The 24,946-nt window shown below is 66.4% G+C and carries 22 protein-coding genes; 8 read left to right on the plus strand and 14 right to left on the minus strand.

What is annotated here, in order from left to right; all coding sequences use genetic code 11:
* Positions 1-204: 204 nt before the first annotated feature.
* From mutM to mutY, 3 genes are all read left to right on the plus strand, one after another.
* A complete protein-coding gene (mutM, locus tag BM115_RS06140; protein WP_092291678.1) occupies positions 205-1,140 on the plus strand; it encodes a bifunctional DNA-formamidopyrimidine glycosylase/DNA-(apurinic or apyrimidinic site) lyase in 936 nt (311 codons plus the stop codon).
* A gap of 318 nt (positions 1,141-1,458) precedes the next feature.
* Positions 1,459-3,402, plus strand: coding sequence for a dynamin family protein (locus BM115_RS06145; protein WP_092291680.1), 1,944 nt, complete (start codon positions 1,459-1,461; stop codon positions 3,400-3,402).
* A gap of 71 nt (positions 3,403-3,473) precedes the next feature.
* Positions 3,474-4,643 (plus strand): A/G-specific adenine glycosylase, encoded by a 1,170-nt coding sequence (gene mutY / locus BM115_RS06150; RefSeq protein ID WP_092291682.1) that lies wholly within the window; start codon positions 3,474-3,476, stop codon positions 4,641-4,643.
* A 27-nt stretch (positions 4,644-4,670) separates the two neighbouring features.
* Here mutY and BM115_RS06155 read toward each other — a convergent pair whose 3' ends face one another.
* The 11 genes from BM115_RS06155 to BM115_RS06205 form a co-directional block, all read right to left on the minus strand.
* Positions 4,671-5,333 (minus strand): LON peptidase substrate-binding domain-containing protein, encoded by a 663-nt coding sequence (locus tag BM115_RS06155; RefSeq protein ID WP_092291684.1) that lies wholly within the window; start codon positions 5,331-5,333, stop codon positions 4,671-4,673.
* Positions 5,334-5,378: 45 nt separating this feature from the next.
* The gene (gene rapZ / locus BM115_RS06160) at positions 5,379-6,278 is read right to left on the minus strand and encodes an RNase adapter RapZ (RefSeq protein ID WP_092291686.1); all 900 of its coding nucleotides are present in this window, start codon (positions 6,276-6,278) and stop codon (positions 5,379-5,381) included.
* Positions 6,279-6,342: 64 nt separating this feature from the next.
* Entirely contained in the window at positions 6,343-6,675 is a 333-nt protein-coding gene (locus BM115_RS06165; RefSeq protein WP_092291688.1) for a PsiF family protein, read from the minus strand.
* 108 nt (positions 6,676-6,783) lie between these two features.
* Positions 6,784-7,755 carry an HPr(Ser) kinase/phosphatase gene (hprK, locus tag BM115_RS06170; RefSeq protein WP_008650955.1) on the minus strand — a complete coding sequence of 324 codons (972 nt, stop codon included), beginning with the start codon at positions 7,753-7,755 and terminating at the stop codon, positions 6,784-6,786.
* A gap of 56 nt (positions 7,756-7,811) precedes the next feature.
* Positions 7,812-8,267, minus strand: coding sequence for a PTS sugar transporter subunit IIA (locus BM115_RS06175; RefSeq protein WP_092291690.1), 456 nt, complete (start codon positions 8,265-8,267; stop codon positions 7,812-7,814).
* Between the two features lie 478 nt (positions 8,268-8,745).
* A complete protein-coding gene (hpf, locus tag BM115_RS06180; protein WP_092291692.1) occupies positions 8,746-9,099 on the minus strand; it encodes a ribosome hibernation-promoting factor, HPF/YfiA family in 354 nt (117 codons plus the stop codon).
* Between the two features lie 50 nt (positions 9,100-9,149).
* The gene (locus BM115_RS06185) at positions 9,150-10,631 is read right to left on the minus strand and encodes an RNA polymerase factor sigma-54 (RefSeq protein ID WP_092291696.1); all 1,482 of its coding nucleotides are present in this window, start codon (positions 10,629-10,631) and stop codon (positions 9,150-9,152) included.
* A 133-nt stretch (positions 10,632-10,764) separates the two neighbouring features.
* The gene (gene lptB, locus BM115_RS06190; protein WP_092291698.1) at positions 10,765-11,565 is read right to left on the minus strand and encodes an LPS export ABC transporter ATP-binding protein; all 801 of its coding nucleotides are present in this window, start codon (positions 11,563-11,565) and stop codon (positions 10,765-10,767) included.
* Positions 11,566-11,605: 40 nt separating this feature from the next.
* Complete coding sequence (lptA, locus tag BM115_RS06195; RefSeq protein WP_092291700.1) at positions 11,606-12,247, minus strand: lipopolysaccharide transport periplasmic protein LptA; 642 nt, start codon at positions 12,245-12,247, stop codon at positions 11,606-11,608.
* 63 nt (positions 12,248-12,310) lie between these two features.
* On the minus strand, positions 12,311-12,946 hold the full coding sequence (lptC, locus tag BM115_RS06200; protein ID WP_092291702.1) for an LPS export ABC transporter periplasmic protein LptC: 636 nt from the start codon (positions 12,944-12,946) through the stop codon (positions 12,311-12,313).
* Positions 12,947-12,958: 12 nt separating this feature from the next.
* A complete protein-coding gene (locus BM115_RS06205; protein ID WP_092292131.1) occupies positions 12,959-13,942 on the minus strand; it encodes a KpsF/GutQ family sugar-phosphate isomerase in 984 nt (327 codons plus the stop codon).
* 173 nt (positions 13,943-14,115) lie between these two features.
* Between BM115_RS06205 and BM115_RS06210 the strand changes: the two genes are divergently transcribed.
* Positions 14,116-16,095 (plus strand): monovalent cation:proton antiporter family protein, encoded by a 1,980-nt coding sequence (locus tag BM115_RS06210; RefSeq protein WP_092291704.1) that lies wholly within the window; start codon positions 14,116-14,118, stop codon positions 16,093-16,095.
* A gap of 24 nt (positions 16,096-16,119) precedes the next feature.
* Here BM115_RS06210 and BM115_RS06215 read toward each other — a convergent pair whose 3' ends face one another.
* Both BM115_RS06215 and BM115_RS06220 read right to left on the minus strand, forming a co-directional pair.
* Positions 16,120-16,503 (minus strand): ribbon-helix-helix domain-containing protein, encoded by a 384-nt coding sequence (locus BM115_RS06215; protein ID WP_092291706.1) that lies wholly within the window; start codon positions 16,501-16,503, stop codon positions 16,120-16,122.
* Positions 16,504-16,579: 76 nt separating this feature from the next.
* On the minus strand, positions 16,580-17,158 hold the full coding sequence (locus tag BM115_RS06220) for a DJ-1/PfpI family protein (protein ID WP_092291708.1): 579 nt from the start codon (positions 17,156-17,158) through the stop codon (positions 16,580-16,582).
* A 135-nt stretch (positions 17,159-17,293) separates the two neighbouring features.
* On the opposite strand from BM115_RS06220, the gene BM115_RS06225 reads away from it, so the two are divergent.
* Both BM115_RS06225 and BM115_RS06230 read left to right on the plus strand, forming a co-directional pair.
* Entirely contained in the window at positions 17,294-17,866 is a 573-nt protein-coding gene (locus BM115_RS06225; protein WP_092291710.1) for an adenine phosphoribosyltransferase, read from the plus strand.
* 147 nt (positions 17,867-18,013) lie between these two features.
* Positions 18,014-19,696, plus strand: a complete 1,683-nt coding sequence (locus tag BM115_RS06230; protein WP_092291712.1) for a Na/Pi cotransporter family protein — start codon at positions 18,014-18,016, stop codon at positions 19,694-19,696.
* Between the two features lie 18 nt (positions 19,697-19,714).
* Here BM115_RS06230 and uvrA read toward each other — a convergent pair whose 3' ends face one another.
* Complete coding sequence (gene uvrA, locus BM115_RS06235) at positions 19,715-22,579, minus strand: excinuclease ABC subunit UvrA (protein ID WP_092291714.1); 2,865 nt, start codon at positions 22,577-22,579, stop codon at positions 19,715-19,717.
* 291 nt (positions 22,580-22,870) lie between these two features.
* Here uvrA and BM115_RS06240 point away from each other — a divergent pair, with 291 nt between their 5' ends.
* Both BM115_RS06240 and BM115_RS06245 read left to right on the plus strand, forming a co-directional pair.
* Positions 22,871-24,127 (plus strand): MFS transporter, encoded by a 1,257-nt coding sequence (locus tag BM115_RS06240; protein WP_092291716.1) that lies wholly within the window; start codon positions 22,871-22,873, stop codon positions 24,125-24,127.
* Positions 24,128-24,334: 207 nt separating this feature from the next.
* A complete protein-coding gene (locus BM115_RS06245) occupies positions 24,335-24,898 on the plus strand; it encodes a single-stranded DNA-binding protein (RefSeq protein ID WP_092291718.1) in 564 nt (187 codons plus the stop codon).
* Positions 24,899-24,946: the final 48 nt, after the last annotated feature.

Consider the following 24,946-nt stretch of genomic DNA (forward strand, 5'->3'; position numbering starts at 1 on the left):
TCCGGGCGCGCGGGGGCGTAGGAATGGATGAGAGGCATTGTAGCCTGCCGCTACAATGCCCTGCTTGCCGCGAGGGGCCAATGCGTTTGGGAACCCGCACAGCGCGCCGCGCGCGCCGCTGGTTCCTGCGAGGTTGGAGCGCCAAACCGGGCAAGAGGTTCTGATGGGAAGGCCGACGGAAGTCGAGAAGGAGGTCCTGGGGCGATGCCGGAATTGCCGGAAGTGGAAGTCACGCGGCGCGGACTGCTGCCGCACGTGGTGGGGCGGCGTATTGTCGACGTGACGGTGCGTCACCGCGGCCTGCGCTGGCCGGTGGAGCCGGAACTGGAGGCGCGGCTGGCCGGGCGCGTGATCGGGCGCGTCGAGCGGCGCGGCAAGTACCTGCTGATCGAATGCCTGCCGGCGGCCGGCACCGGATGTGGCGCGGAGGGCCTGGAAGGTGACACCGACACCGGCTGGCTGCTGATTCACCTCGGCATGACCGGCACGCTGCGGGTCTATCCCGATGCACCATCCCCGGGCACCCACGATCACCTCGACCTCGTCCTGGCCGCGCCCGACGCCCCCCCTGATGCCCCCAATGTCCCTGAAGCCCCGAATTCCCCCGATTCCCGTCCGGTGACCCTGCGCTTCCGCGACCCGCGCCGTTTCGGGGCGATTATCTGGAGCCCCTTGCCAGAGGCGGACCTCGGCGAGCATCCGCTGCTGCGCAAGCTCGGCCTCGAGCCGTTCGATCCGCGCTTCGACGGCGCCTGGCTCCATCGCCATACGCGGGGTCGGTCCGTGGCGATCAAGACCGCGCTGCTGGCCGGCGAGATCGTGGTGGGCGTGGGCAATATCTATTGTTCGGAAAGCCTGTTCCGGGCCGGCATCCGGCCGACCACGGCGGCGGGCCGGCTCAGCCTCGCGCGCTGCGACAAGCTGGCCGTGGCCGTGCGCGAGACGCTGGCCGAGGCCATCGCCCGGGGCGGCAGCACGCTCCGCGACTTCGTCGGCAGCGACGGCAGCAGCGGCTACTTCCAGCTGGATTGCTTCGTTTATGACCGGGCCGGCGAGCCGTGTCGCGTTTGCGGCACCCCGATCCGCCAGATCGTGCAGGGCCAGCGTTCCACCTTCTATTGCCCGCATTGCCAGCATTGACGGGGGTCTCGGCGGCTTGGTGCGCGTGACGATCCAATGTCCATACATTGTCGTCCGGCATTGCCGATGGCTCCGCGCAACACTCTGTGACGGCGGCGCGCGCAAGGGACGTGAATTCCACAAAATCCGACACAAACCATGTATCGTGTGCGCAGACATAAAAAGTTACAAAAAGCGCCGAATCTCCCACTAATGTGGCATTGATCCGGTGCGCGTCTCGTGGCGGGGTCCGAGGGTCAACGGGTAGCCTTGCGCGAGGCGGGTCGTACGAGTTCGAACCAATAAATCCGAGCCGAAACAGCGAACGCGCACAACTCCATGACGAGCCTCGCCCATCAATTCGAACAATATGGCGCCTGGAGAACCGGGGTCCTTCAGTCTCTCGCCGAATTCCAGTCGTGGCTGCAACAGTACGACCTCTATGACGCTACCGCGGATGACCGCGTCCAGCGCATTCAGAACGTTCTCAAGAGCGACCGCCTCAAGGTGGCGTTCATCGCCGAGTTCTCGCGCGGCAAGAGCGAACTGATCAACGCGATTTTCTTTGCCGACTACGGCCGGCGCATCCTGCCGTCGTCGGCGGGCCGGACCACGATGTGTCCGACCGAGCTGCGCTACGACGAGAACGAGCAGCCGAGCATTCGCCTGCTGCCGATCGAGACGCGCCTGCACGACGCCTCCACGGCCGATTTCATGGAGCCCGGCTCGTCCAATTCGCATTGGACCACGGTGCCGCTGGATCCGTCGTCGCCCGAGGGCATGCTGGCCGCGTTCCAGCACGTGGTGGAAACCACGCGCGTGACGCCGGCCGTGGCCGAATCGCTCGGCCTCTATAACGAGAACGACCCGGACGCCGCGTGGTCGGTCGATGCCGATGGCATGGTCGAGATCTCGCGCTGGCGCCATGCGGTGATCAACTTCCCGCACCCACTGCTGCGCCAGGGCCTGGTCATCCTCGACACGCCGGGCCTGAACGCGATCGGTACCGAGCCGGAACTGACGCTGCGGCTGATCCCCGATGCGCACGTGGTGGTCTTCGTGCTGGCCGCCGACGCCGGCGTGACCAAGAGCGACCTCGAACTGTGGCGCAGCCACGTGGGCGCCGGCCATCGCCGGGGCTGCCTGGCCGTGCTGAACAAGATCGACGGGCTGTGGGACCCGCTCAAGTCGTCGCCGGAGATTGCCTCGGAGATTTCGCGGCAGGTTCGCTCGACGGCCCAGATCCTCGGCATCGAAGAGCGCCGCGTCTACCCGGTGTCGGCGCAGAAGGGCCTGGTCGCCAAGGTCACCCAGGACCAGCCGATGCTGGTACGCAGCAACCTGCCGCAGTTCGAGCACGTGCTGTCCGACCAGCTGATTCCGCAGCGGCGCGAGATCGTGTCCGATCAGGTCCAGCGCCTGGTGCAGGACATGTCGCGCGGCGCCCAGCAACTGCTGCAAAGCCGCCGCCGGGACATCGTCGAGCAGTTGTTCGAGCTGCGCGGCCTGCGCGGCAAGAACCACGCGATGGTCAAGCACATGCTGCTGCGCGTGCAGGGCGAGAAAGAGGAATTCGAACAGAGCATCTCGAAGTTCCAGGCGCTGCGCCTGGTCTTCGGCCGCCACAGCGCGGACATCATCAAGAGCCTGCAGTTGCGCGACGTGCGCCGCACCATGCGTGACGCCCGCGAGCAGATGAAGGAGCGATTCTTCTCGCGCGGCCTGCGCGAGGACATGGAGGCGCTGTTCGGCCAGTTGACCGGCCTGATCCACGATGCCGACCAGAAGATCGCCGGCCTGCATCAACTGGTGGACAGCATGTATCGCCGCTTCAACGCCGAGCACGGTTTCACGCTGCCGGCGCCGATGCAGTTCGTCACCTCGCGCTACGCGGTGGAGCTGCAGGAAACGCTGCAACTGGTGAACAACCACTTCGGCACGGTGAACATGCTGACCCGTTCGCGGCCGCAGTTGGTGCAGAACGCGTTCGCGACGATGGCGAGCCGGGTTCTGGAGAATTTCCGAGACCTGAACCGCGATATCGAGATCTGGCTGAAGTCCGTGATGACGCCGCTCGAGGCGCAGGTGCGCGAGCATCAGAAGCAACTGCGCCGTCGGGTGGATTCGATCGAACGCATCCACGAGGCCACGGACACGCTGGAAAGCCGCATCGCCGAACTCGAACAGGTGCTCAACGGCCTGGACGAGCGCAGCACCAAGATCGAGGGCTTTGCCAAGGTTCTCGTCGAACCGGCAGTCGAGCACGGCGCGCGCGCGGCCTGACCGGGCACCGCATCGCGGTATCATGTGGCGCCGCCTTAGAGCGGCGCTTTTCTTTTCCCCACCGCCCCGCAATGCCCCGCAAGTCAGCCGCCGCCCCCACCCTCCCAGCCAGCCCCGACATTGCCGTGCCCGACGACTTCGGCGCCCGCGTGGTGACGTGGCAGCGCACGCATGGCCGGCACGACCTGCCGTGGCAGAACACGCGCGACCCGTACCGGATCTGGCTGTCCGAGATCATGCTCCAGCAGACCCAGGTGGCGGCGGTGATCGAGTACTTCCAGCGCTTCGTGACCGCGCTGCCCACCGTGGCCGCGCTGGCCGCCGCGCCGGCCGACGCCGTCATGGCGCTCTGGGCCGGCCTGGGCTACTACTCGCGCGCGCGCAACCTGCACCGCTGCGCGAAGACGGTCATGGACGACCACGGCGGCGAGTTCCCGACCGATCCGGCCGTGCTGGTCACGCTGCCCGGCATCGGCCGCTCGACGGCGGCTGCCATCGCCGCGTTCAGCGCCGGCGTGCGCTCGCCCATCCTCGACGGCAACGTGAAGCGCGTGTTCGCGCGCGTGTTCGGCATCCACGGCTATCCGGGCGAACGGGCCATCGAGATGCGGATGTGGGCGCTGGCCGAGCGCGCCTTGCCGCCCGCCGGCCCGCATCAGGCCGAAGACATGGTGGCCTACACGCAAGGGTTGATGGACCTGGGCGCGACGATCTGCTCGCGCGGCAAGCCGGCTTGTCTGGCCGATGCGGCGGCCTGCCCGCTGGCCGCGGAATGCGTGGCGCGCCGCGAGAACCTGACCGGCACGCTGCCGACGCCCAAGCCGCGTGCCGCGATTCCCGAGCGCAGCACCGTCATGCTGGTCATCCGCCACGGCCGCGACGTTCTCGTCAATCTACGACCCGACAGCGGCATCTGGGGCGGCCTGTGGAGCCTGCCCGAAATGCCCGTCGACACGGTGCCCTTCGATGCCGACGCAGCCGAGGACGCCGCGCGCGAAGTCGCCCGGCAATTCGGCGTGCCGACATCCGCCACGCTGGCCGGCGAGCTGACCCACGTGTTCACGCACTTTCGCCTGTTGATCCGCGCGGTGCGGGTGGACCTGGGCGCGCTGGCGCTGCGCAGCGGCGCGGACGATGGCGTCAGCCGGCGCTGGCTGTCGCTCGACGACCTCGATGCGCTCGGCACGCCCGCACCGGTGCGGCGGCTGCTCGAAGATCAGGCGCGCGGCGGTTTGTTCTAGGGAAAACTCAGGAAACAGCGGGGGGCGTCAGACAATGTGATGCTGGCGCATATAGCGGTGGACGATCTCGATGCGCATGCCGGCATCGGGCAGCGCCATCAGCATCTGCTTGGCCTTGAGCGGCACGGGCAGCAACTCGCAGAGCCGGTTGGCGACCCAGCTCGGGTCATCCCAGCGATACGGTTCGTTGAAGGGCAGGCGGGATTTATCGGTCTGCTCGGCATGGATGGCGCTGACGATGCGCCGCAGCGCCGACAGGCATTCGCCGAGCAATTCGAGCTTGCAGTCGATCTCGTCGGGCGGCAGCAACTCCACCCGGGCCACGATCAGGCCGTCATCCCGTGTGGTGTGGGAAAGGACCTGGAAGCGTTGCCGGCCGCGCGCCTCGATCAGCAGCACGCCCAGTTGCTCCATATTGCAGTCGACGATGTCGGCCAGGCAGCCCACGTCTTCGGGCACAGTGGGCTGGTCCTGCTGCGCCACCTCGTTGCCACTCGCGATCAGGCAGACGCCGAACGGCGTGTGGTCGCGCATGCAGTTGCGCACCATGTCCACATAGCGCGCCTCGAACACGCGCAGCGGCAGGCGGCCATCGGGAAACAGTACCGTGTGGAGCGGAAACAGGGGCAGCGCGTCCAGATCAGGCGCGGGATGCGTCGAATGACCAGTGTCTGGTGGATGTGACGACATGCGATGCCGGTTCCGGTTCCACTGCCAGGGAGGGACGTTGGCGCGTCAGCCTGCCGGGGCAAGCTCGCGGTGTCTGACCAGCACATTACCATGTGCCCGGAAGTAGTTGGCAAGTCTTTCCGCGATAAACACCGAGCGGTGCTGGCCGCCCGTGCAGCCAATCGCCACGGTCAGATAGCTGCGGTTATCGGCGATGAAACTCGGCAGCCACTTCTCCACATAGGCGCGGATGTCCTCCGCCATCGCGAGCACCATCGGCTGGCTTTGCAGGAAGTCGATCACCGGCACGTCGCGGCCGGTGAGCGGGCGCAGCGCGAGGTCGTAGTAGGGGTTGGGCAGCGAGCGCACGTCGAAGACCATGTCCGCGTCACTTGGCACGCCATGCTTGAAGCCGAACGATTCGAATAGCAACGTGAGCTGCTGGCTCTCGCCCCGGATCAACTCCTTGATCCAGCTACGCAGCGTGTTGGTGCGGACGTTGCTGGTATCGATGCGGTGCGCCGATTCGGCCAGCGGGCTCAGCAGCTCGCGCTCCATCTCGATGGCTTCGATCAGCGAGGTATCGTGCGGTGCCGCATCGGCATTGGCGCTGCCCGGCAGGGCGGGTACCTCGGCCACGCGCCCGGACAACGGGTGGCGGCGGCGTGTTTCGGAGTAGCGCTGCACCAGCGCGTCGGTGTTGGCGGTCAGGAACAGCACCTGCACCTGATGGCCGGCGGCGGCCAGTTGGCGCACGGTGTCCGGCAGCCGCGCCAGCGACTCGCGGCTGCGAATGTCGGTGGCCACGCCCAGGTGGGTATAGCCCTGCTCGGCCAGGTAGCTGGTCAGCTCGGGCAGGAATTGTGCCGGGAGGTTGTCGACGCAGTAGTAGCCTGCATCTTCCAGGACATTGAGGGCGACAGACTTGCCGGAGCCGGAGATTCCGGTGATGAGGAGGATCCGCATAGCCCTGCAAGGATAGCACCGGGTGATGGCTGCGTCATGACACCCGGCGCACAAAAAGTGACGATCAGGCCGCCGGCTTGGACAGGCAATCGCTCATGAACTTCTTGTAGTCGTCGCCCTTCTTGCCCTTGCCCTGCTTGCTGCAGGCGGTCATCTTGTCCTGCTGGGTCTTGGGTTCGGCGGCGGCGGCGGGCTTGTTGGAGAGGCAGTCGCTCATGAACTTGTTGCGCTCGTCGCCCTTCTTGCCGGTGGCCTGGGCGTTGCAGGCCTTCATCTTGTCCTGTTGGGCGTTGGGGGCCTTGGCGCCAGAGGCGGCGGGGGCCGAGGCACTCTGGGCAAACGCGCCCGTGGCCAGCAGCGGGGTCACCAGCAAACACATCGCGATCAGCTTCTTCATGCTTCTCTCCTTGGCTGTGGAAACACTACGAATGGGTCCGATCCATTGGCTCGATGCCCATTACAGCACAAACGATGGAGAGCCGTGGCGCGTTGACGCGCCACCGCATCAGAGCAGGCGGCCCTGGCCGCGCGAGACCACGTCCGCCTGCATGGCGGCGCGCTGACGGTCCATGAAGTCGCGCAAGGTGTCGATGCCGCGCAGGCGCAGTATCGTATTGCGCACCGCAGCCTCGACCAGCACGGCCAGGTTGCGGCCGGCTGCCACCTGGATCTTCACCATGTGGATTGGCAGGCCCAGGACATCGAGGTATTGCGAGTCAAGCGGCAGGCGCTCGAACTCGCCGTCGTTGCGGCGCACGAGCTGCACCACGAGCTTGAGCTTCATCTTCCGGCGCACGGCCGTCTCGCCGAAGATCGTCTTGATGTCGAGCAGGCCCAGGCCGCGCACTTCCAGCAGGTTCTGCAGCAGCGGCGGGCAGCGGCCCTCGATGAAGTCGGGTCCGAGTCGCACAAAATCCACCGCATCGTCGGCCACGAGACCGTGGCCGCGCGAGATCAGTTCCAGGCCCAGTTCGCTCTTGCCCAGGCCGGACTCGCCCATGATCAGCACGCCCATGCCGAGGATGTCGAGGAACACGCCGTGCATCGTCACGCGCGGGGCGGAGATGCGCGACAGGTAGAGCCGCAGATGGTCGATCACAGCCGCCGACGACACCGGCGTGGTGAACAGCGGCGTGGACGAGCGCGTGCAGCGCAGCTCCAGGTCTGGCGGCGGCTCCATGCCATCCGCCACGACGAGGAACGGCGGCTCGAGCAGGATCAGCTCGCCCATCTGGCGCTTGCGCGGCTCGTCGTCGAGGCGCTGGTAGTAGAGGATTTCCGGCTTGCCGAGCACCTGGATCCGGTTCGGGTGGATCAGGTTCAAGTGGCCGACGAGGTCCGCCGCCGAGGTGGCTTCGCGGGCGAATTCCACGTCGAAGGCCCGGTCGGCCCCTTCCAGGCCAGCGACCCACGAGAGCTTGATATCGGCTGCGTTGTCGTCGAAGATCGACTGCGAGGTGACGCCGGTGAGTTCCATGCGCGTATGACTTTCGGGGGCGGACAGGCCGTTTCAGGCGGCCGTTGGGGCGGGAGTCAGGGGTGCCACTGCGTCAGCAGATCATGCACCGCTTCCGACGTGGGCAGTGTGGCGAGGCCCTCGCGCATCTCGCGGTCCGAGAGCAGTTGGGCGATTTCCGACAGGATTTCCAGATGTTGTTGCGTGGCCTGTTCCGGCACGAGCAGGAAGATCAACAGCGACACCGGCTTGCCGTCCGGCGATTCGAACGGAATGGGCTCGGCCAGGCGCATGAAGCCGGCCAGCGGCTGCTTGAGACCCTTGATGCGGCCATGCGGAATGGCCACGCCGGCACCCAGACCCGTGGAACCCAGCGATTCGCGCGCGAACAGGTTATCGGTCACGGTAGCACGCGCCACGCCATGGTTGTTCTCGAACAGGAGCCCGGCTTGCTCGAACACCCGCTTCTTGCTGGTGACGGTGACGTCGAGATGGATGTTGCCGGGTGGCAGCAATTTGGCCAAACGATTCATGGGCGATGCGCGAGAAGTCAGGTTAGCGGGCCGGGGCGCGAAGGCCGTCCCGCCGGATTCGGGGCGAAACTTGGGTACCGAGATCTTGTCTGGGACGCCCGCATTGGAGCGTCCGGCCATTATAGAGCAGGGCTCCACCGCGATTTTGCGATGCAGCGCCGGGGTCGCGGCGGTGCCACGACGTGCCGGCCGGCTTGCCCACCCGGGGTGTCCCGGGGCCGTCCTGTCGTTATTTGTATGGCGGAGCATACACCGAGGCGGGCGGCTTGCGAACACTTGTTCCCATTTTGACCGCTCCCGGGGGCCCCGGGTCGCCCTCCGGCGTGGCAATAAGGTAACGAAACATTCCAGGTGCCCGCACCGTCACCGCCATGGCGCGCGCCCATCAAAAAAGCCGCGCTGATTGCGCGGCTTGAGCTCTTCTTTTCAGTCCTCTGCAGGGTCGGCAACCGCTCTGTTTTCGGTTGCCTGCAGGTGTCTACTGCTGCGTCAGTTGCTGGGCGGCCATCTGGTACTTCACCGCCTCGCGATCGTGGCCCTGTACGCGGTCCTTGTAGCGGATGACCTGGCGGTCGAGCTTGTCGACCAGACAGTCGATCGCCGCATACAGATCTTCATGATGCGCTTCGACGAAGATGTCCTTCCCCTTCAGATGCAGATTGATTTCCGCGTACTGGCGCCGGTCCTTCTCCTTGTGGTTGTCCACCGATAGCAGCACGCTCACGCCGATGACCTGATCGAAATGCCTGACAATTCGCTCCAGTTTCGTTTCCACATACTCACGCAGCGGGGGCGTGATGTCGAGGTGGTGTCCACTGATCTTGAAGTTCATAGCGCTTCTCCTTCTGAAAGAGCCGCACCAGGCAGGCGGTTGCGGCTCGGCTACAAAGTCTTGCGGAGATTGACTGCGGGGATCTTGAGCGCTTCGCGGTATTTCGCCACCGTGCGGCGTGCGACCACGAAGCCTTGCTCACCCAGCAGTTCGGCGATCCGGCTGTCGGAAAGAGGATTCCTGGGGTCTTCGGCTCCTATCAGTTGCTTGATCAGCGCGCGGATTGCCGTGGAGGAGGCCGCGCCGCCAGTCTCCGTAGAGACGTGGCTCCCAAAGAAGTACTTCAACTCGAAAGTACCCATGGGCGTGGCCATGTACTTATTCGTGGTGACCCGGGAAATGGTCGACTCATGTAAACCGAGTGTATCGGCTATTTCCCGCAAAACCAAGGGGCGCATCGCGATTTCGCCATGCGTGAAAAAGTTCTTTTGACGTTCCACAATTGCCTGCGAAACACGCAGGATCGTATCGAATCGTTGCTGGATGTTCTTGATAAGCCACCGCGCCTCCTGAAGCTTCTGCTGCAGGCCTGCCGTCCCCGTTTCGCCCTTCGCGCCGCGCAGGATCTGCGCATACATGTCGTTGATGCGCAGCCGTGGCATGACATCCGGATTGAGCGCCGCGATCCACCCGCTGCCGCTCTTGCGCACGAACACGTCGGGCACCACGAAGTCGGCCTCGGGACGGTTGAACGCGTGCCCCGGATACGGCGCCAGCGAGCGAATCAGTTCGTGTGCCGCCTTCAGTGCTATTTCGTCCACCTGGAGCGCTTTCTTTAGCCGCGTGTAGTCGCGCACGGCCAGCAGTTCCAGATGATGATTGACGATGGTCAGCGCCAGCTCACGATGCGAGTGCTTCAGGCGACGCAATTGCAGGCTGAGGCACTCCGCGGCATTGCGCGCGCCCACGCCGGGCGGGTCGAAGCTCTGCAGCAGGGTCAGGATCGCGTGGACTTCGTCGATCTCGAATTCGAGTTCCTCGGGCAGTTCGGTGCAGATTTCCTCGAGCGAGGCGCTCAGGTAGCCGTCATCGTCGAGCGATTCGATCAGGAAGATGGCCAGGCCCTTGTCGCGCACCGAGATCTTCAGCGGGGCCAACTGCCCCATCAGGTGCTCGCGCAGCGTGGGTTCGGCATCGCGCAGTTGCATCGGCGACTTTTCGTCCTCGTCGCCCTGGGGGCGGCGGGCGAAGTCGTCGAGGCTCCAGTCGCTGCCGTAGTCCTCGCTGCCGTTGTCGTTGTAGTTGTCGTCCTCACCGCCGGACGCGCCATCGGTGCGCGCGTCGCCGTTGGGCTGAGGCTCGGAGGAGGCCGGCGCGGGGGCGCTCTGGAGGTTGACCGAGCCATCGGCGGCTACCCGCAACGGGCTTTCGATCCAGTCGTTTTCGCGTTCGAGCAGGGGATTTTCGGTCAGCGCCTGTTCCACTTCCTGCTGGAGTTCAAGCGTCGAGAGCTGCAACAATCGAATCGACTGTTGCAGCTGCGGGGTCAATGCCAGATGTTGCGAGAGACGAAGCTGAAGCGACGGTTTCATGCGACCTATTCTATGCGCATCCTTCCGACTATGGAACGGAAATTGCTATCGCCTATCGCTCTGACTTCCTGATCGACCCCGGCTGTCGCCGTGGAGGCCGGGAGAAGCGCGGCCGCACGCGGCGGCCGATGGGTCACATGCGGAAATTTTCGCCCAGGTACACGCGTCGCACGGACTCGTTGGCGATGATTTCCTCAGGCTGGCCGGCGGCCAGCACCGTGCCTTCGCTGATGATGTAGGCGTGGTCGCAGATGCCGAGCGTCTCGCGCACGTTGTGGTCGGTGATCAGCACGCCGATGTTGCGCGCCTTCAGGAAGCTCACGATGCGCTGGATTTCGCCCACGGCGATGGGGTCCACGCCGGCGAACGGCTCGTCCAGCAGGATGAAGCGCGGCGCGGAGGCCAGCGCCCGGGCAATTTCCACGCGGCGGCGCTCGCCGCCGGAGAGCGACAGCGCCGGGTTGTTGCGCAGATGGGCGATCTGCAGGTCATCCAGCAGCGAATCCAGGCGGCGTTCGATCTCGGCCTTCGGCAGCGGCTTGCCCTTCTCCAATTGCAACTCGAGCACGGCGCGGATGTTTTCCTCGACGTTGAGCTTGCGGAAGACCGAGGCCTCCTGCGGCAGGTAGGACAGGCCCATGCGGGCGCGCTCGTGGATCGGCAGGCCGCTGATGTGCTGGTCGTCCAGCACGATGTCGCCCTCATCCAGTGCCACCAGGCCCACGATCATGTAGAACGACGTGGTCTTGCCGGCGCCGTTCGGACCGAGCAGGCCGACCACCTCGCCGCTCTTCACGTCCAGCGAGACGTCCTTGACCACGGTGCGCGAACCGTAGCGCTTCTTCAGGTGGCGCACGACCAGCGTGCTGCTGTCGGTACGGGCGGCCGACGGGGCTGCGGAGGCGTTCGGGGCGAGCGTGGCGGAGTCGTTCATCAGGTCAATGCATGCGTGACGCGGCGGGCGCGTCCGGGGTTCAGGGCTTGCCGGGCGCGGGCGCCGGCTTCAGTTCCAGCGGCGGCGGCGCGGCGGCGCCGCTGGCCGGGTCCGCGCGCGGCGAGAGCACGGCGCGCACGCGGCCGGACGGGTTGCCGGTGGAGGTGTTGTTGTCGCCGCCGGCAGCCGTGTAGTACTCGTTGCGGCTGTCGTAGGTGATCACGGCGCCGCGGATCTCGTCGACGGTCTTCGCGCCGGCGATGCGCGCCGCGCGGGCATGACCGATCAGCTTCGACATTTCCTGCTTGCCGTCGTACTCGATGCGGTCGCCCCAGCCGTCGATGTATTCGTCCACGCCGTCGCGCTTCTGGCGGATATACGCCTGGCGGCCCGGATTGGCCGTGGCCACCGCGTACTGGTAGCCCTCGGGGTCGGTGCGGATCTGCGCGGCGTCCGACTTCAGCACCATCGTGCCCTTGGTCAGCACGACGTTGCCGGTCAGCGTGTAGATCTGCTTCACGTCGTCATAGCTGGCGTTGTTGGCCTCCAGCACCAGCGGCTTGTCCTTGTCGGCACGCTCCGCCAGGGCCGGCTGGGCCAGGGTCGCGCCGAGCGCGGCGATTGCCACCGCCAGGGCGGGCACGATGCGGCGACAGGACAACGTCGTCAGGGATGGGGTCATGTTGGTCAGCTGAGAGAATGACGGGCGATCCGTTGCCGGCGCCTGGCGTGCTTGTTGTTGTGCTTACTGCGTGGTCCGGGCCTGCCCCGACGGCGGATTCATGACGATGGTGCCGCGTACGTTGCCGAGCAATTGTACTTCGCGCGTGACATTGTTGAAGACCAGTCCGTTGGCCGTCATCACCGACGGGCCGCGCGTGAGTTGTACCGCTTTATCGGTCTTGACGATGTCGTCATTGACCAGCAACTGGAAATATTGCGATGCAGCGGTCATGCGCGGGTCCTTCGACGGATCCACGCCGGGTTGCCGTACCAGGAAGGCATTGCCGTACAGGTCGATGACCGAGCCCTCCGAGTTCATCACGCCCCGGTCCGCGTTGACCGTGACCGGGGGGCGGTCCGGCTGGTAGGCGCGCATGGCCGGCGTGGTCACCTCGTAGGTCTGGTCGTCCTCGAAATGGATCATCTTCACGCCGGTGAAGCGCATCTTGGTGGCGCCGGTCGTGTCCAGTTCCGTGGCCGAGAAGCGGTCCATGTAGTAGTCCGCCTCATGGCGCTTGGCGCGGTTCTGGGCGGCCTCGTCCTCATGGGGCGAGTTGATCTGCACCAGCCAGAACGTGCTGCCGGCGACCATCGCCATCAGCAGCAGCGGCAGCAGCCGCATGACCAGACCGGAGATCCTGCCGAAGAAGTCGCGCATCGCCGGCCCCGCTCAGATGACCTTGGCGCGGGTCAGGTCATGGATGTGGAGCGCGCCCACGAGCTTGCCGTCGCCATCGACCACCAGCAGCTGGTTGATGCGGTTCGCTTCCATGATCTGCACGGCTTCCACGGCCAGCTGGTCCTGGTTCACCACGTGGGGGTTACGGTGCATGACCTCGCCGATGGGCACGGTGCGCCAGTCGCGCGGGGTTTCCAGCAGGCGGCGCAGGTCGCCGTCGGTGAACACGCCGATGGCGTGGCCGTCCGGGTCCACCACGGCCGTCATGGCCAGGCCCTTGCGGGTGATTTCCATCAGCGCCTGGGCCAGCGGGGTGTTTTCACGCACCTCGGGCACGCCGTTGCCGGTGCGCATGACGTCGCGCACGTGGGTCAGCAGCTTGCGGCCCAGCGCGCCGCCCGGGTGCGAACGGGCGAAGTCTTCCTCGCCAAAGCCGCGCGCGTCCAGCACGGCCACGGCCAAGGCGTCGCCCAGCGCCAGCGCCGCCGTGGTGCTGGCCGTCGGGGCCAGGTTCAGCGGGCAGGCCTCCTGGGCCACGGCGCCGTCCAGATGGGCATCGGACAGCTTGGCGAGGTTCGATTCCGGGTTCCCGGTGACCGAGATCAGCCCGGCGCCGATGCGCTTGACGATCGGGACGATCGACAGCAGCTCGGCCGTCTCGCCGGAATTGGAGAACGCAATCAGCACGTCGTCGCGGGTGATCATGCCCAGGTCGCCGTGGCTGGCCTCGGCCGGGTGCACGAAGAACGACGGCGTACCCGTGGAAGCCAGCGTGGCCGCCACTTTGCGGCCGATATGGCCGGACTTGCCGATGCCGGACACGACCACGCGTCCGGTGCAGCCCAGGATCATCTGGACCGCCTTGGTAAACGCGGGCGTCAGTCGGTCAGCCAGCGCGGAAACGGCGTCGGCTTCGATCTGGAGGGTGTGGCGAGCGAGCTTAAGTGCTCGTTCCGCATCGAAATTGGCTATCATGGCGACGAAGTATACCAACGAATGCGATGGCGACCGGCCCGGCTTTTCTGCCATGGGGTCCGGGCGACCGCCGCTTGCCGTGTTTCCCCGGCGAGGCACCGATGCCGGGACGGCGCGCGTGCCCGGCCGGCTCGTTCCAGGTCAAGCCCCAAGTCTTCCCCGAAGCCCGCCGAATGCATTCTCCGCTGGAACTGACCCTCGTGCTGCTGGCCGCCGCCGTTCTTGGCGTGGTGGCCTTCCGCATGCTGCAACTGCCACCCATGCTGGGCTACCTGGCGGTGGGCATCCTGATCGGTCCCCACGCGCTCGCGCTGGCCAACGATTCCGCCCAGACCAAGTACCTGGCCGAATTCGGCGTGGTCTTCCTGATGTTCTCGATCGGGCTCGAGTTCAACCTGGGCAAGCTCCGCTCGATGAAACGGCTCGTATTCGGGCTGGGCGGCTCCCAGGTGGTGCTGACGATGCTGCTCGTGGTAGCGGCCGGATGGGCGCTCTCGGCCTGGATCGGGCTGACCTGGCAGGCCTCGGTGGCGCTGGGCGGGGCGCTGGCCATGTCCTCGACGGCCATCGTCTCCAAGATGCTTTCCGAGCGCATGGAGCTGGAGGCGGAGCACGGCCGCAACATCATCAGCGTGCTGCTGTTCCAGGATCTGGCCGTGGTGCCGCTGCTGATCGTCATCCCGGCGCTCTCGCGCGACCCCGGCGAGCTGGCGGCGGCGCTGGGGGTGGCCACGGTCAAGATCGTGGTGGCCCTCGGCCTGATCTTCTTCCTTGGCCAGCGCGTGATGAGCCGCTGGTTCCACGTGGTGGCGGCGCGGCGCTCGCAGGAACTGTTCATGCTGAACCTGCTGCTGGTCACGCTCGGCATGGCCGCGCTGACCGAGCGGCTGGGTTTGTCGATGGCGCTCGGCGCGTTCATGGCCGGCATGCTGATCTCGGAAACGCCTTACCGGCACCAGGTGGAGGAGGACATCAAGCCGTTCCGCGACGTGCTGCTGGGGCTGTTCTTCGTCACCATCGGCATGCTGTTGAACATCAATGTGGTGATCGACCACATCTGGCTGGTGCTGGGCCTGCTGTTCGTGCCGATCCTGTTCAAGCTGGTGCTGATCACGGTGCTGGCGCGGCTGTTCGGCTCCCGGCAGGGCGTGGCCATCCGTACCGGGCTGGGGCTGGCGCAGGCGGGGGAGTTCGGCTTCGTGCTGCTGAACCAGATCGATGGTATCGGGCTGGTGGATCCGGTGCTGATCCAGGTCATCCTGGCCTCGATGCTGCTGTCGATGCTGGCGGCGCCGTTCCTGATCCAGTACAGCGACACCATCGTGCTGCGCTTTGCCGCCAACGAATGGCTGATGCAGTCGCTGAACATGACCCGCATCGCCGCCCAGAGCCTGCAGACCGAGAAGCACGCGATCATCTGCGGATTTGGCCGCAGCGGGCAGAACCTGGCGCATATGCTCGAGCGCGAGGGCATCAACTACGTGGCGCTCGACCTCGACCCGGACCGCGTGCGCGAGGCCGCCGGGGCCGGCGACACCGTGGTCTATGGCGATGCCGGCCGCCGCGAGGCGCTGATCGCCGCTGGTATCCACCGCGCCGCCGCGCTGATTGTGACCTATGCCAACACGCCGTCGGCGCTGCGGGTGCTGCACCACGTGCAGGAGCTGGCGCCGGCGCTGCCCGTGATCGTGCGGACCGTGGACGATTCCGAGCTGGACACGCTCCAGAAGGCCGGCGCCACCGAGGTGGTGCCCGAGATCATCGAGGGCAGCCTGATGCTGGCCTCGCACGCGCTGGTGCTGCTGGGTGTGCCGATGCGGCGCGTGGTGCGCGGCGTGCAGCAGGCCCGTGACGCGCGCTACAGCCTGCTGCGCGGCTACTTCCACGGTCGGGACGACGAAGAGGACATGATCGAGCGCGACACCGTGCGGCTCCATTCGGTCTCGCTCGGCGCCGAGCACACGGCCGTGGGCCGCCGGCTGGGCGCGCTGGGGCTGGAGCGGATCGGGGTGGAGGTGACGGCGGTGCGCCGGCGCGGCATCCGCGCCTTCGATCCGCAGCCGGAGACCGTGCTGGAACCGGGCGATATCGTGGTGCTGCGTGGCACGCCGGAGGCACTGGAGTCCGCCGAGGAACGGCTGCTGCGGGATTGAGCGCCTCTATATATAGAGAGCGGCTCAGGAATTGAGGGAGGAGCCTTCGCCGCCCCAGGACGGCGGCAGGCCGTCCAGCACCGCGTGGGCGTCAAGTGATCGGATCGGCACGTGGCTATCGGCTGGAATCCGCCCTTCGCCCTGCAGCATCAGGTAACGCAAGCAGCACACACGCAGGAATGACGCGAAATTGGCCGACAGCGACACTTCGCCGCGATGCTCGGCCAGTTCGTCATGGAGCCGGGTCAGCAACTGGTTGACCGTCATCGCGTCGCGCTGCGCCAGTTCCTCCAGCACTTCCCAGAACAGGTTTTCCAGGCGGATGCTCGTGGCCACGCCGTGCAGCCGCAGCGAGCGGGACTGGGTCTGGTAGGAATCGGGATTGGCCCGGACGAAGATCTCGCACATCGGCATGCCTCCTGCGACGGCGGCGCCGGGGGCTGGCGCCGCGTTCGGAAGGCTCTACTGTACGTCGACTGGATGACTACTGGGTGATCCGGGTCCCGAGCACGGTCAGGAACTGGGCCAGCCATGCCGGGTGGGCCGGCCACGCGGGCGCGGTGACGAGGTTGCCGTCGGTATGGGCCTGATCGACCGGAATATCGGCGTACTTGCCGCCCGCCAGCCGGACTTCCGGCGCACAGGCCGGGTAGGCGGAGCAGGTGCGGCCTTCGAGCACGCCGGCCGCGGCCAGCAACTGGGCGCCGTGGCAGACCGCCGCGATCGGCTTGTTCGCCGTGGCGAAGTGGCGCACGATCTCCAGCACGCGGTCGTTCAGGCGGAGGTATTCGGGGGCGCGGCCGCCCGGAATGACGATTGCGTCATACGCAGCCGGATCGACATCGGCAAACGTCGCGTTCAGCGTGAAGTTGTGGCCGCGCTTCTCGGTGTAGGTCTGGTCGCCCTCGAAGTCGTGGATGGCCGTGGCGCAGTGGTCGCCGGCCTTCTTGTCCGGGCAGACGGCGTGGACCACGTGGCCCACCATCTGGAGTGCCTGGAAGGGCACCATCGTTTCGTAGTCTTCGGCGAAGTCGCCAACCAGCATCAGAATTTTCTTGGCCATTGCAGTCTCCTGTATGGTTACGGGTGTCCGGAGCCGGTCCAGGCCGGCCGGGCCATTGTGCGGCGGCCCTGCGCGGGGCGGGTGGTAGCCCGTTACCGCAGGCGGCACGCGATTTCCATTTCGACGCAAATCCCCATGGCAGATTCCCTCATCCAGTCCCCCGACCTCGGCGACGTCACCGGTTACCTGCGTGACCGCATCCGCACCGTGCCGGACTGGCCCCAGCCCGGCGTGATGTTCCGCGACATCACCCCGCTGCTGCAGAACCCCAAGACCCTGCGCGTGCTGATCGACGTATTCGTGCACCGCTACATGGACCAGGAGCTGGACCTCGTGGCCGGCATCGACGCGCGCGGCTTCATCCTCGGCTCGATCATCGCGTACGAGCTGAACCTCGGCTTCGTGCCGATCCGCAAGAAGGGCAAGCTGCCGTTCCAGACCGTGGCCGAGGAGTACGAGCTCGAGTACGGCAGCGCCACCGTGGAGATCCACGCCGACGCCTGCAAGCCCGGCGACCGCGTGTTGCTGGTCGACGACCTGATCGCCACCGGCGGCACCATGATGGCCGGCCGCAAGCTGCTGGAGCGTCTGGGTGCGACCGTGGTGGAGGGCGCGGCGATCGTCGACCTGCCTGAACTCGGCGGCTCGAAGCTGTTGCACAAGAGCGGCCTGCCGCTGTTCACGGTCTGCAATTTCGAGGGCCACTGAGCCCTGCGCCCGCGCCCGCCGTTGTTTTCCCCTCCATTGCCGGGTCCGGGGGCGCGGCGCATAATGCCCCCTTGACAACAACATGATGACCGGGCGGAGCCTCGATTGCTGACATCGGCACCGGTCACGAAGGAATAAGGACGCGCAATGGGCGTACTTCTCCATCTTCTATCTGGCGTGGCGCTCCTGGTCTGGGGCACCAACATCGTCAAGGTCGGCATCCTGCGCGTGTATGGCGCCAATCTGCGCCATGTGCTGTCAGTCAGCGTGTCGAACCGCTTCACGGCTTTCGCGGCCGGGCTCGGCGTGACCGGGCTTGTGCAGAGCAGCAACGCCACCGCCGTCATCGTCAGTTCGTTCGTGGGACAGGGCCTGATCGCCGTGGCGCCCGCGCTCGCCATCATGCTCGGCGCCAACGTCGGCACCGCGCTGATGGTGCAGGTCTTCTCGATGGACCTGTCGTGGCTCTCGCCGCTGCTGATCTTCGTCGGCGTGATTCTCCACCTGAGCTGGAAGGGCAGCCGCCCCGGGCACGTGGGCCGGGTGCTGATCGGGCTCGGGCTGATTACGCTCGCGCTGGAGCTGATCTCGATCGCCACGCGCCCCGTGGTGCAGGCGGCCGGCGTGAAGGTGCTGTTCAGCACGCTGACCGGCGATGCCGCGCTCGACATGCTGATTGGCGCGGTGCTGACCATCCTCTGCTATTCGAGCCTGGCCGTGGTGCTGTTCTGCGGCGCGCTGGCGTCGGCGGGCGTGGTGTCGATCCATGTGGCGCTGGCGCTGGTGCTCGGCGCCAACCTGGGGTCGGGGATCTCGGCGCTGCTGACCACCTCGGGCAACAACCAGCCGGGCAAGCGCGTGACGCTGGGCAACCTGCTGTCGCGGCTGCTCGGGTGCGTGATCGCGCTGCCGCTGCTGAACCAGGCCGAGGAACTGCTGGCGCTGGTCAGCACCGACCCGCAGCGGCTCATCGTCAATTTCCACCTGCTGTTCAACCTGGCGCTGGCCGCGCTGCTGCTGGGGGCCACGGCGCCCCTGGCGCGGATCTGCGAGGCCATCCTGCCCGGCCGCAACACCGGCGACAGCCAGGTCACGCCGCGCCACCTCGACCCCGCCGCGCTGCCCACGCCCACGCTGGCGCTGTCCAATGCCGCGCGCGAGGTGCTCCGCATCGGCGACCGCATCGAGCAGATGCTGGACAACATGCTGCGCGTGCTGCGCACCAACGACGCCAAGCTCGCCACGGCCACCTGCCGCATCGACAACGAGGTGGACGACCTCTACACGGCCATCAAGCTGTACCTGACCCAGATCAGTACCGAGGCGCTGGACGAGCACGACGGCCAGCGCTGGACGGAAATCATCTCGCTGACCATCAACCTCGAACATGCGGGCGACCTGATCGAACGGGTGATCCTGGACGCCAAGGACAAGAAGATCGCCCACAACCTGGCGTTCTCCGAGGCCGGCATGCAGGAGATCACCGAGATGCATGGCCGGCTGGTGGCCAACCTGCGCCTGGGTTTGTCGGTGTTCCTGAACGGGGATATCCGCAGCGCCCAGCAGCTGATGGGCGAGAAGGCCAACTTCCGCGAACTGGAGCGGAAGTACGCGCGGACGCATTTGCAGCGCGTGGCGGTGCAGACGACGGAGAGCATCGAGACCAGCTCGCTCCACCTGGACGTCATCAGCGAAATGAAGCGACTCAACTCGCTGTTCTGCGCCACGGCCTACCCGGTGCTGGAGCAGGCCGGGCTGATGAACCGCAGCCGGATGAAGGAAGACCCGCCCGCCGGCGTGACCGGTGTGCCGGAAGCCCAGACGCGGTAGCGCGCCCGGGGTGCGGTCTTATCCCCGCTTGAGCAGCGGGGCGAGGTACTTGCCAGTGAAGCTGGCGCGGCTCTTGGCCACGGTCTCGGGCGTGCCCTTGGCGATCACCTGCCCGCCGCCGGCGCCGCCTTCGGGGCCCATGTCCAGCAGCCAGTCGGCGGTCTTGATGACATCCAGGTTGTGTTCGATGATCACCACCGTGTTGCCCTGGTCGCGCAGCTTGTGGATGACCTTGAGCAGCAGCTCGATGTCATGGAAGTGCAGGCCCGTGGTCGGCTCGTCGAGGATGTAGAGCGTGCGGCCGGTGTCGCGCTTGGACAGTTCGAGCGACAGCTTCACCCGCTGCGCCTCCCCGCCAGACAGCGTGGTGGCCGACTGGCCCAGCCGGATATAGCCCAGCCCCACATCCAGCAGTGTCTGCAGCTTGCGGCGCACCACCGGCACGGCGCTGAAGAACTCGTGGGCCTGCTCCACGGTCAGGTCCAGCACCTCGGAAATGCTCTTGCCCTTGTAGAGGACTTCCAGCGTCTCGCGGTTGTAGCGCTGGCCGTGGCAGACATCGCACGGCACGTAGACGTCGGGCAGGAAGTGCATCTCCACCTTGATCACGCCGTCGCCCTGGCAGGACTCGCAGCGGCCGCCCTTCACATTGAACGAGAACCGGCCCGGATCGTAGCCGCGCTCCTTGGCCGACGGCACGCCCGCGAACAGCTCGCGGATCGGCGTGAACAGGCCGGTGTAGGTGGCGGGGTTCGAGCGCGGCGTGCGACCGATCGGGCTCTGGTCGACGTTGATGACCTTGTCGAAGTGCTCCAGCCCTTCGATATGGTCGTGCGCGGCCGGCTCGGCCGTGCTGCCGTACAGGTGGCGCGCCACGGCGTGGTAGAGCGTGTCGTTGATCAGCGTGGACTTGCCCGAGCCGGACACCCCGGTGATGCAGGTCAGCAGCCCCACCGGAATCTCGGCGGTCACGTTGCGCAGGTTGTTGCCGGTGGCGTTGACGATGCGCAGCAGCCGCTCCTCGTCCGGATTGGCGCGCGTCTTGGGCACCTCGATGCGGCGCTTGCCGGACAGGTACTGGCCCGTCAGCGAGCCCGGCGCCTCTTCGATCTGCGGCGGCGTGCCCTCGGCCACGATCATCCCGCCATGTACCCCGGCACCGGGGCCGATGTCCACGACGTAGTCGCAGGCGCGGATCATGTCCTCGTCGTGCTCCACCACCAGCACCGAGTTGCCGATGTCGCGCAGATGCTTGAGCGTGCCGATCAGGCGGTCGTTGTCGCGTTGGTGCAGGCCGATGGATGGCTCATCGAGCACATACATCACGCCGGTCAGCCCGGAGCCGATCTGGGAGGCCAGCCGGATGCGCTGGGCCTCGCCGCCCGAGAGCGTGTCGGCGCTGCGCTCCAGCGACAGGTAGTCCAGCCCCACGTTGTTCAGGAAGTTCAGCCGCGCAGTGATTTCCTTGACGATCTTGTCGGCAATCTCGCGCTTGGCGCCGTGCAGGTTCAGGGTCAGGAACCACGTCAGCGCGTCGCGCAGCGGCCAGCCGTTGACCTCGTAGATGGCCCGCGCCTGGTCGTCCTCGCCCACCTTCACGTGGCGCGCCTCGGTGCGCAGCCGGGTGCCTTCGCAGGACGGGCAGGGCTGGTTGTTCTGGTACTTGGCGAGTTCCTCGCGCACGGCCGCCGAATCGGTCTCGCGGTAGCGGCGCTCCAGGTTCGGGATGATCCCCTCGAACACATGGGCGCGCACCGTGGTGCGGCCTTTCTCGTTGATATACGTGAACGGGATCTCTACCTCGCCCGAGCCGTGCAGCACCACCTGCTGGACGTTGGCGGGCAGGTCCTCGAACGCGGTATCGGTGTCGAAGTCGTAGAACGCCGCCAGGCTTTGCAGCATCTGGAAGTAGAACTGGTTGCGGCGGTCCCAGCCCTTGATGGCGCCCGAGGCCAGCGAGAGATTGGGGAAGGCCACCACGCGCTTCGGATCGAAGAAGGTGATCTGGCCCAGCCCGTCGCAGCTCTGGCAGGCGCCCATCGGGTTGTTGAACGAGAACAGCCGGGGCTCCAGTTCCTGAAGGGAATACGAGCAGATCGGGCAGGCGAAGCGCGAACTGAACACGTGCTCGTGCCCGGTATCCATCTCCAGCGCGATGGCACGGCCGTCGGCCAGCCGCAGCGCGGTTTCGAACGATTCGGCCAGGCGCTGCTTGAGGTCGGCGCGTACCTTCACGCGGTCCACCACCACCTCGATGCTGTGTTTCTCGGTCTTCTTGAGCTTGGGCAGCGAGTCGATGTCGTAGACCTTCGCCTCGGCCTCATGGGCCGTGCCGCCGCCCGAGCGCACGCGGAAACGCACGAAGCCCTGGGCCTGCATCGTATCGAACAAGTCCGAATGCTCGCCCTTGCGGTCCGCCACCACGGGCGCCAGGATCATCAGCTTGGTGTCCTCGGGCAGGGCCAGCGCGGCGTCCACCATCTGGGAGACGCTCTGCGCCTGGAGCGCGATGTGGTGGTCCGGGCAGTAGGGCGTGCCGGCGCGCGCGAACAGCAGGCGCAGGTAGTCGTGGATCTCGGTGACCGTGCCCACGGTGGAGCGCGGGTTGTGGCTGGTGGCCTTCTGCTCGATCGAGATGGCCGGGGAGAGGCCCTCGATCAGATCGACATCGGGCTTCTCCATCAACTGCAGGAACTGGCGGGCGTAGGCGGACAGCGATTCGACGTAGCGGCGCTGGCCCTCGGCATAGAGCGTGTCGAACGCCAGCGACGACTTGCCGGACCCCGACAGCCCCGTGATCACGATGAGCTTGTTGCGCGGCAGGTCGAGGTTGATGTTCTTCAGGTTGTGGGTACGCGCCCCACGGATCTTGATTTCTTCCATATACCGATTAGTTGCCCAGCCAGGCCGCCGCTGCCGCCGGGGGCGGACAGGTCGGTCTCACGGAATGTTCAAAGTGCCTTGCACAACGCCTGAAGCGCCGCTCCGACCCAGGCGCCAGGCGGCGGTTCGGCCGCCGCGTGACCCGGAAAGCGCGGGGAAGCAAACCTGCTAATATACCGAACTTCGGTTTCCCGGGTTGCCCGTTGGCCATCCGGCATGCGGACGGGCGCCACATGGCCCACCATCCGGGTGCTTCGCATCGACCGAGTCAGATTTCCATTCACGAGCGCAATGCCGTCGATTCCTTCTTCTCCCCAGCCCGCCAATCTTGCCGACCCGGCCGCCCAGACGGCGCCCGCGCGCGACCGCATGACGAAAAGCGAGTTGCGTGCCAGTCTCTCGCTGGCGAGCATCTTCGCGCTGCGCATGCTGGGCCTGTTCCTGATCCTGCCGGTGTTCGCCGAGTACGCGCGCGGCCTGCCCGACGGACAGGACGCCCAGCGCATCGGCCTGGCCATGGGCATCTATGGCCTGATGCAGGCCTTCCTCCATATTCCGCTGGGCTGGCTGTCCGACCGCATCGGCCGCAAGCCGGTCATGGTGGCCGGGCTGCTGCTGTTCGTGGCCGGCGCGCTGGTCGCGGCGTTCTCGGACACCCTGGCTGGCATCACCATTGGCCGGGCGATGCAGGGCATGGGCGCCATCTCGGCGGCCATCACCGCCTGCATTGCCGACCTGACGCGCGAGCGCCATCGCACCAAGGCCATGGCGATGGTCGGCGGCAGCATCGGGCTGACCTTCGCGCTCTCGCTGGTGATTGCCTCGCCGCTGCTGAAGAGCATCGGCATGTCCGGCATCTTCGGGCTGATGGCGGTGCTGGGCGTGCTGGCCATCGGCGTGACGCTGTTCCTGGTGCCGGCCCCCCCGCCGCCGCATCCGGTGCGCATGCCGTTCCGGCAGGTGCTGCTGAATGCGGACCTGATCCGCATGAACGTGGGCGTGCTGGCGCTGCACGCCAGCCAGGTGGCGATGTTCATGGTCGTGCCGGCCATGCTGGCCGACGCCGGTATGCCGCTGGACCAGCATTGGAAGGTCTACCTGCCCGTGGTGCTGGTCTCCTTCGTGCTGATGCTGGGGCCGATGATGGCTGCCGAGCGCTATGGCCGGGTGCGCCCGGTGCTGCTGGCCTCGGTGGCGCTGATGACGGTGGTGCAGCTGCTGTTCGCGGCGGTGCAGGGCCTGTGGCCGATAGTGGGTGTACTGCTGCTGTTCTTTGTTGCATTCAACGTGCTGGAGGCCATGCAGCCGTCGCTGGTGTCGCGCTACGCGGCGGCCGGGCGGGGCGCGGCGCTGGGGGTTTACAACACCACGCAGGCGCTGGGGCTGTTCCTGGGCGGTGTGGTGGGCGGCTGGCTGCTCAAGCACGAGGGGCGCAGCGCGGTATTCCTCGGTTGCGCGGCCGTGCTGGTGCTCTGGCTTATAATCGCGTGGAGCATGAAGGCGCCACCGGCCCGCGGGCAGGAGGGTGCGTCGGCAGTGGCGGGTTAGACACACTTGTTGTCATATCCGTAGCAGTCCGAAACGCTTTTTCGTCTTAACGGGGTTAGCATCTACACGCGCCCGACCGGATATCCGGGGGCGCGTGATGTCGTTTACCGTGTTGTCGTTTACGTCCTGTGACGGACGACCCACAAGCAAATCAGTCATGCCGTGCCGCCGCAGGGAAGCGGGGCGCGGTTCTTGGAGAACATTTACATGGCATCGGTCAACAAAGTCATTCTCGTCGGTAACCTGGGCGCCGACCCGGAAACCCGCTACATGCCCAGCGGCGACGCCGTGACGAACATTCGCCTGGCGACGACCGATCGCTACAAGGACAAGCAGTCCGGCGAGTTCAAGGAAGCCACCGAGTGGCACCGCATCGCGTTCTTCGGCAAGCTGGCGGAGATCGCCGGCCAGTACCTGAAGAAGGGCTCGTCGGTCTATATCGAAGGCCGCATCCGCACGCGCAAGTGGCAGGACCAGGCTGGCCAGGACAAGTACAGCACCGAAATCGTCGCGGACCAGATGCAGATGCTGGGCGGCCGCTCGGCGGGCGGCGGTGAGGAAGGCAGCTTCGGCGGCGGTGGCGGCGGCTACAGCCGCGAAGCCCAGGGCGGCGCCGGTGGTGCTGGCGCAGGCGGTGGTGGCGGCGGCTACGGCGGCGGCCGTGCCCAGGGCGGCGCCCAGGGTGGCGGCGCACAAGGCGGCGGTCAACGCCGCCCGCAGCAAAGCCCGTCGAACGGCTTTGAAGATATGGATGACGATATTCCGTTCTGATCCTCCGTCAGCCGTTCTTGTGAAGAAAAACCCCGCAATGTGCGGGGT

It is taken from the genome of Cupriavidus sp. OV096, assembly GCF_900115455.1.
GTDB lineage: Bacteria > Pseudomonadota > Gammaproteobacteria > Burkholderiales > Burkholderiaceae > Cupriavidus.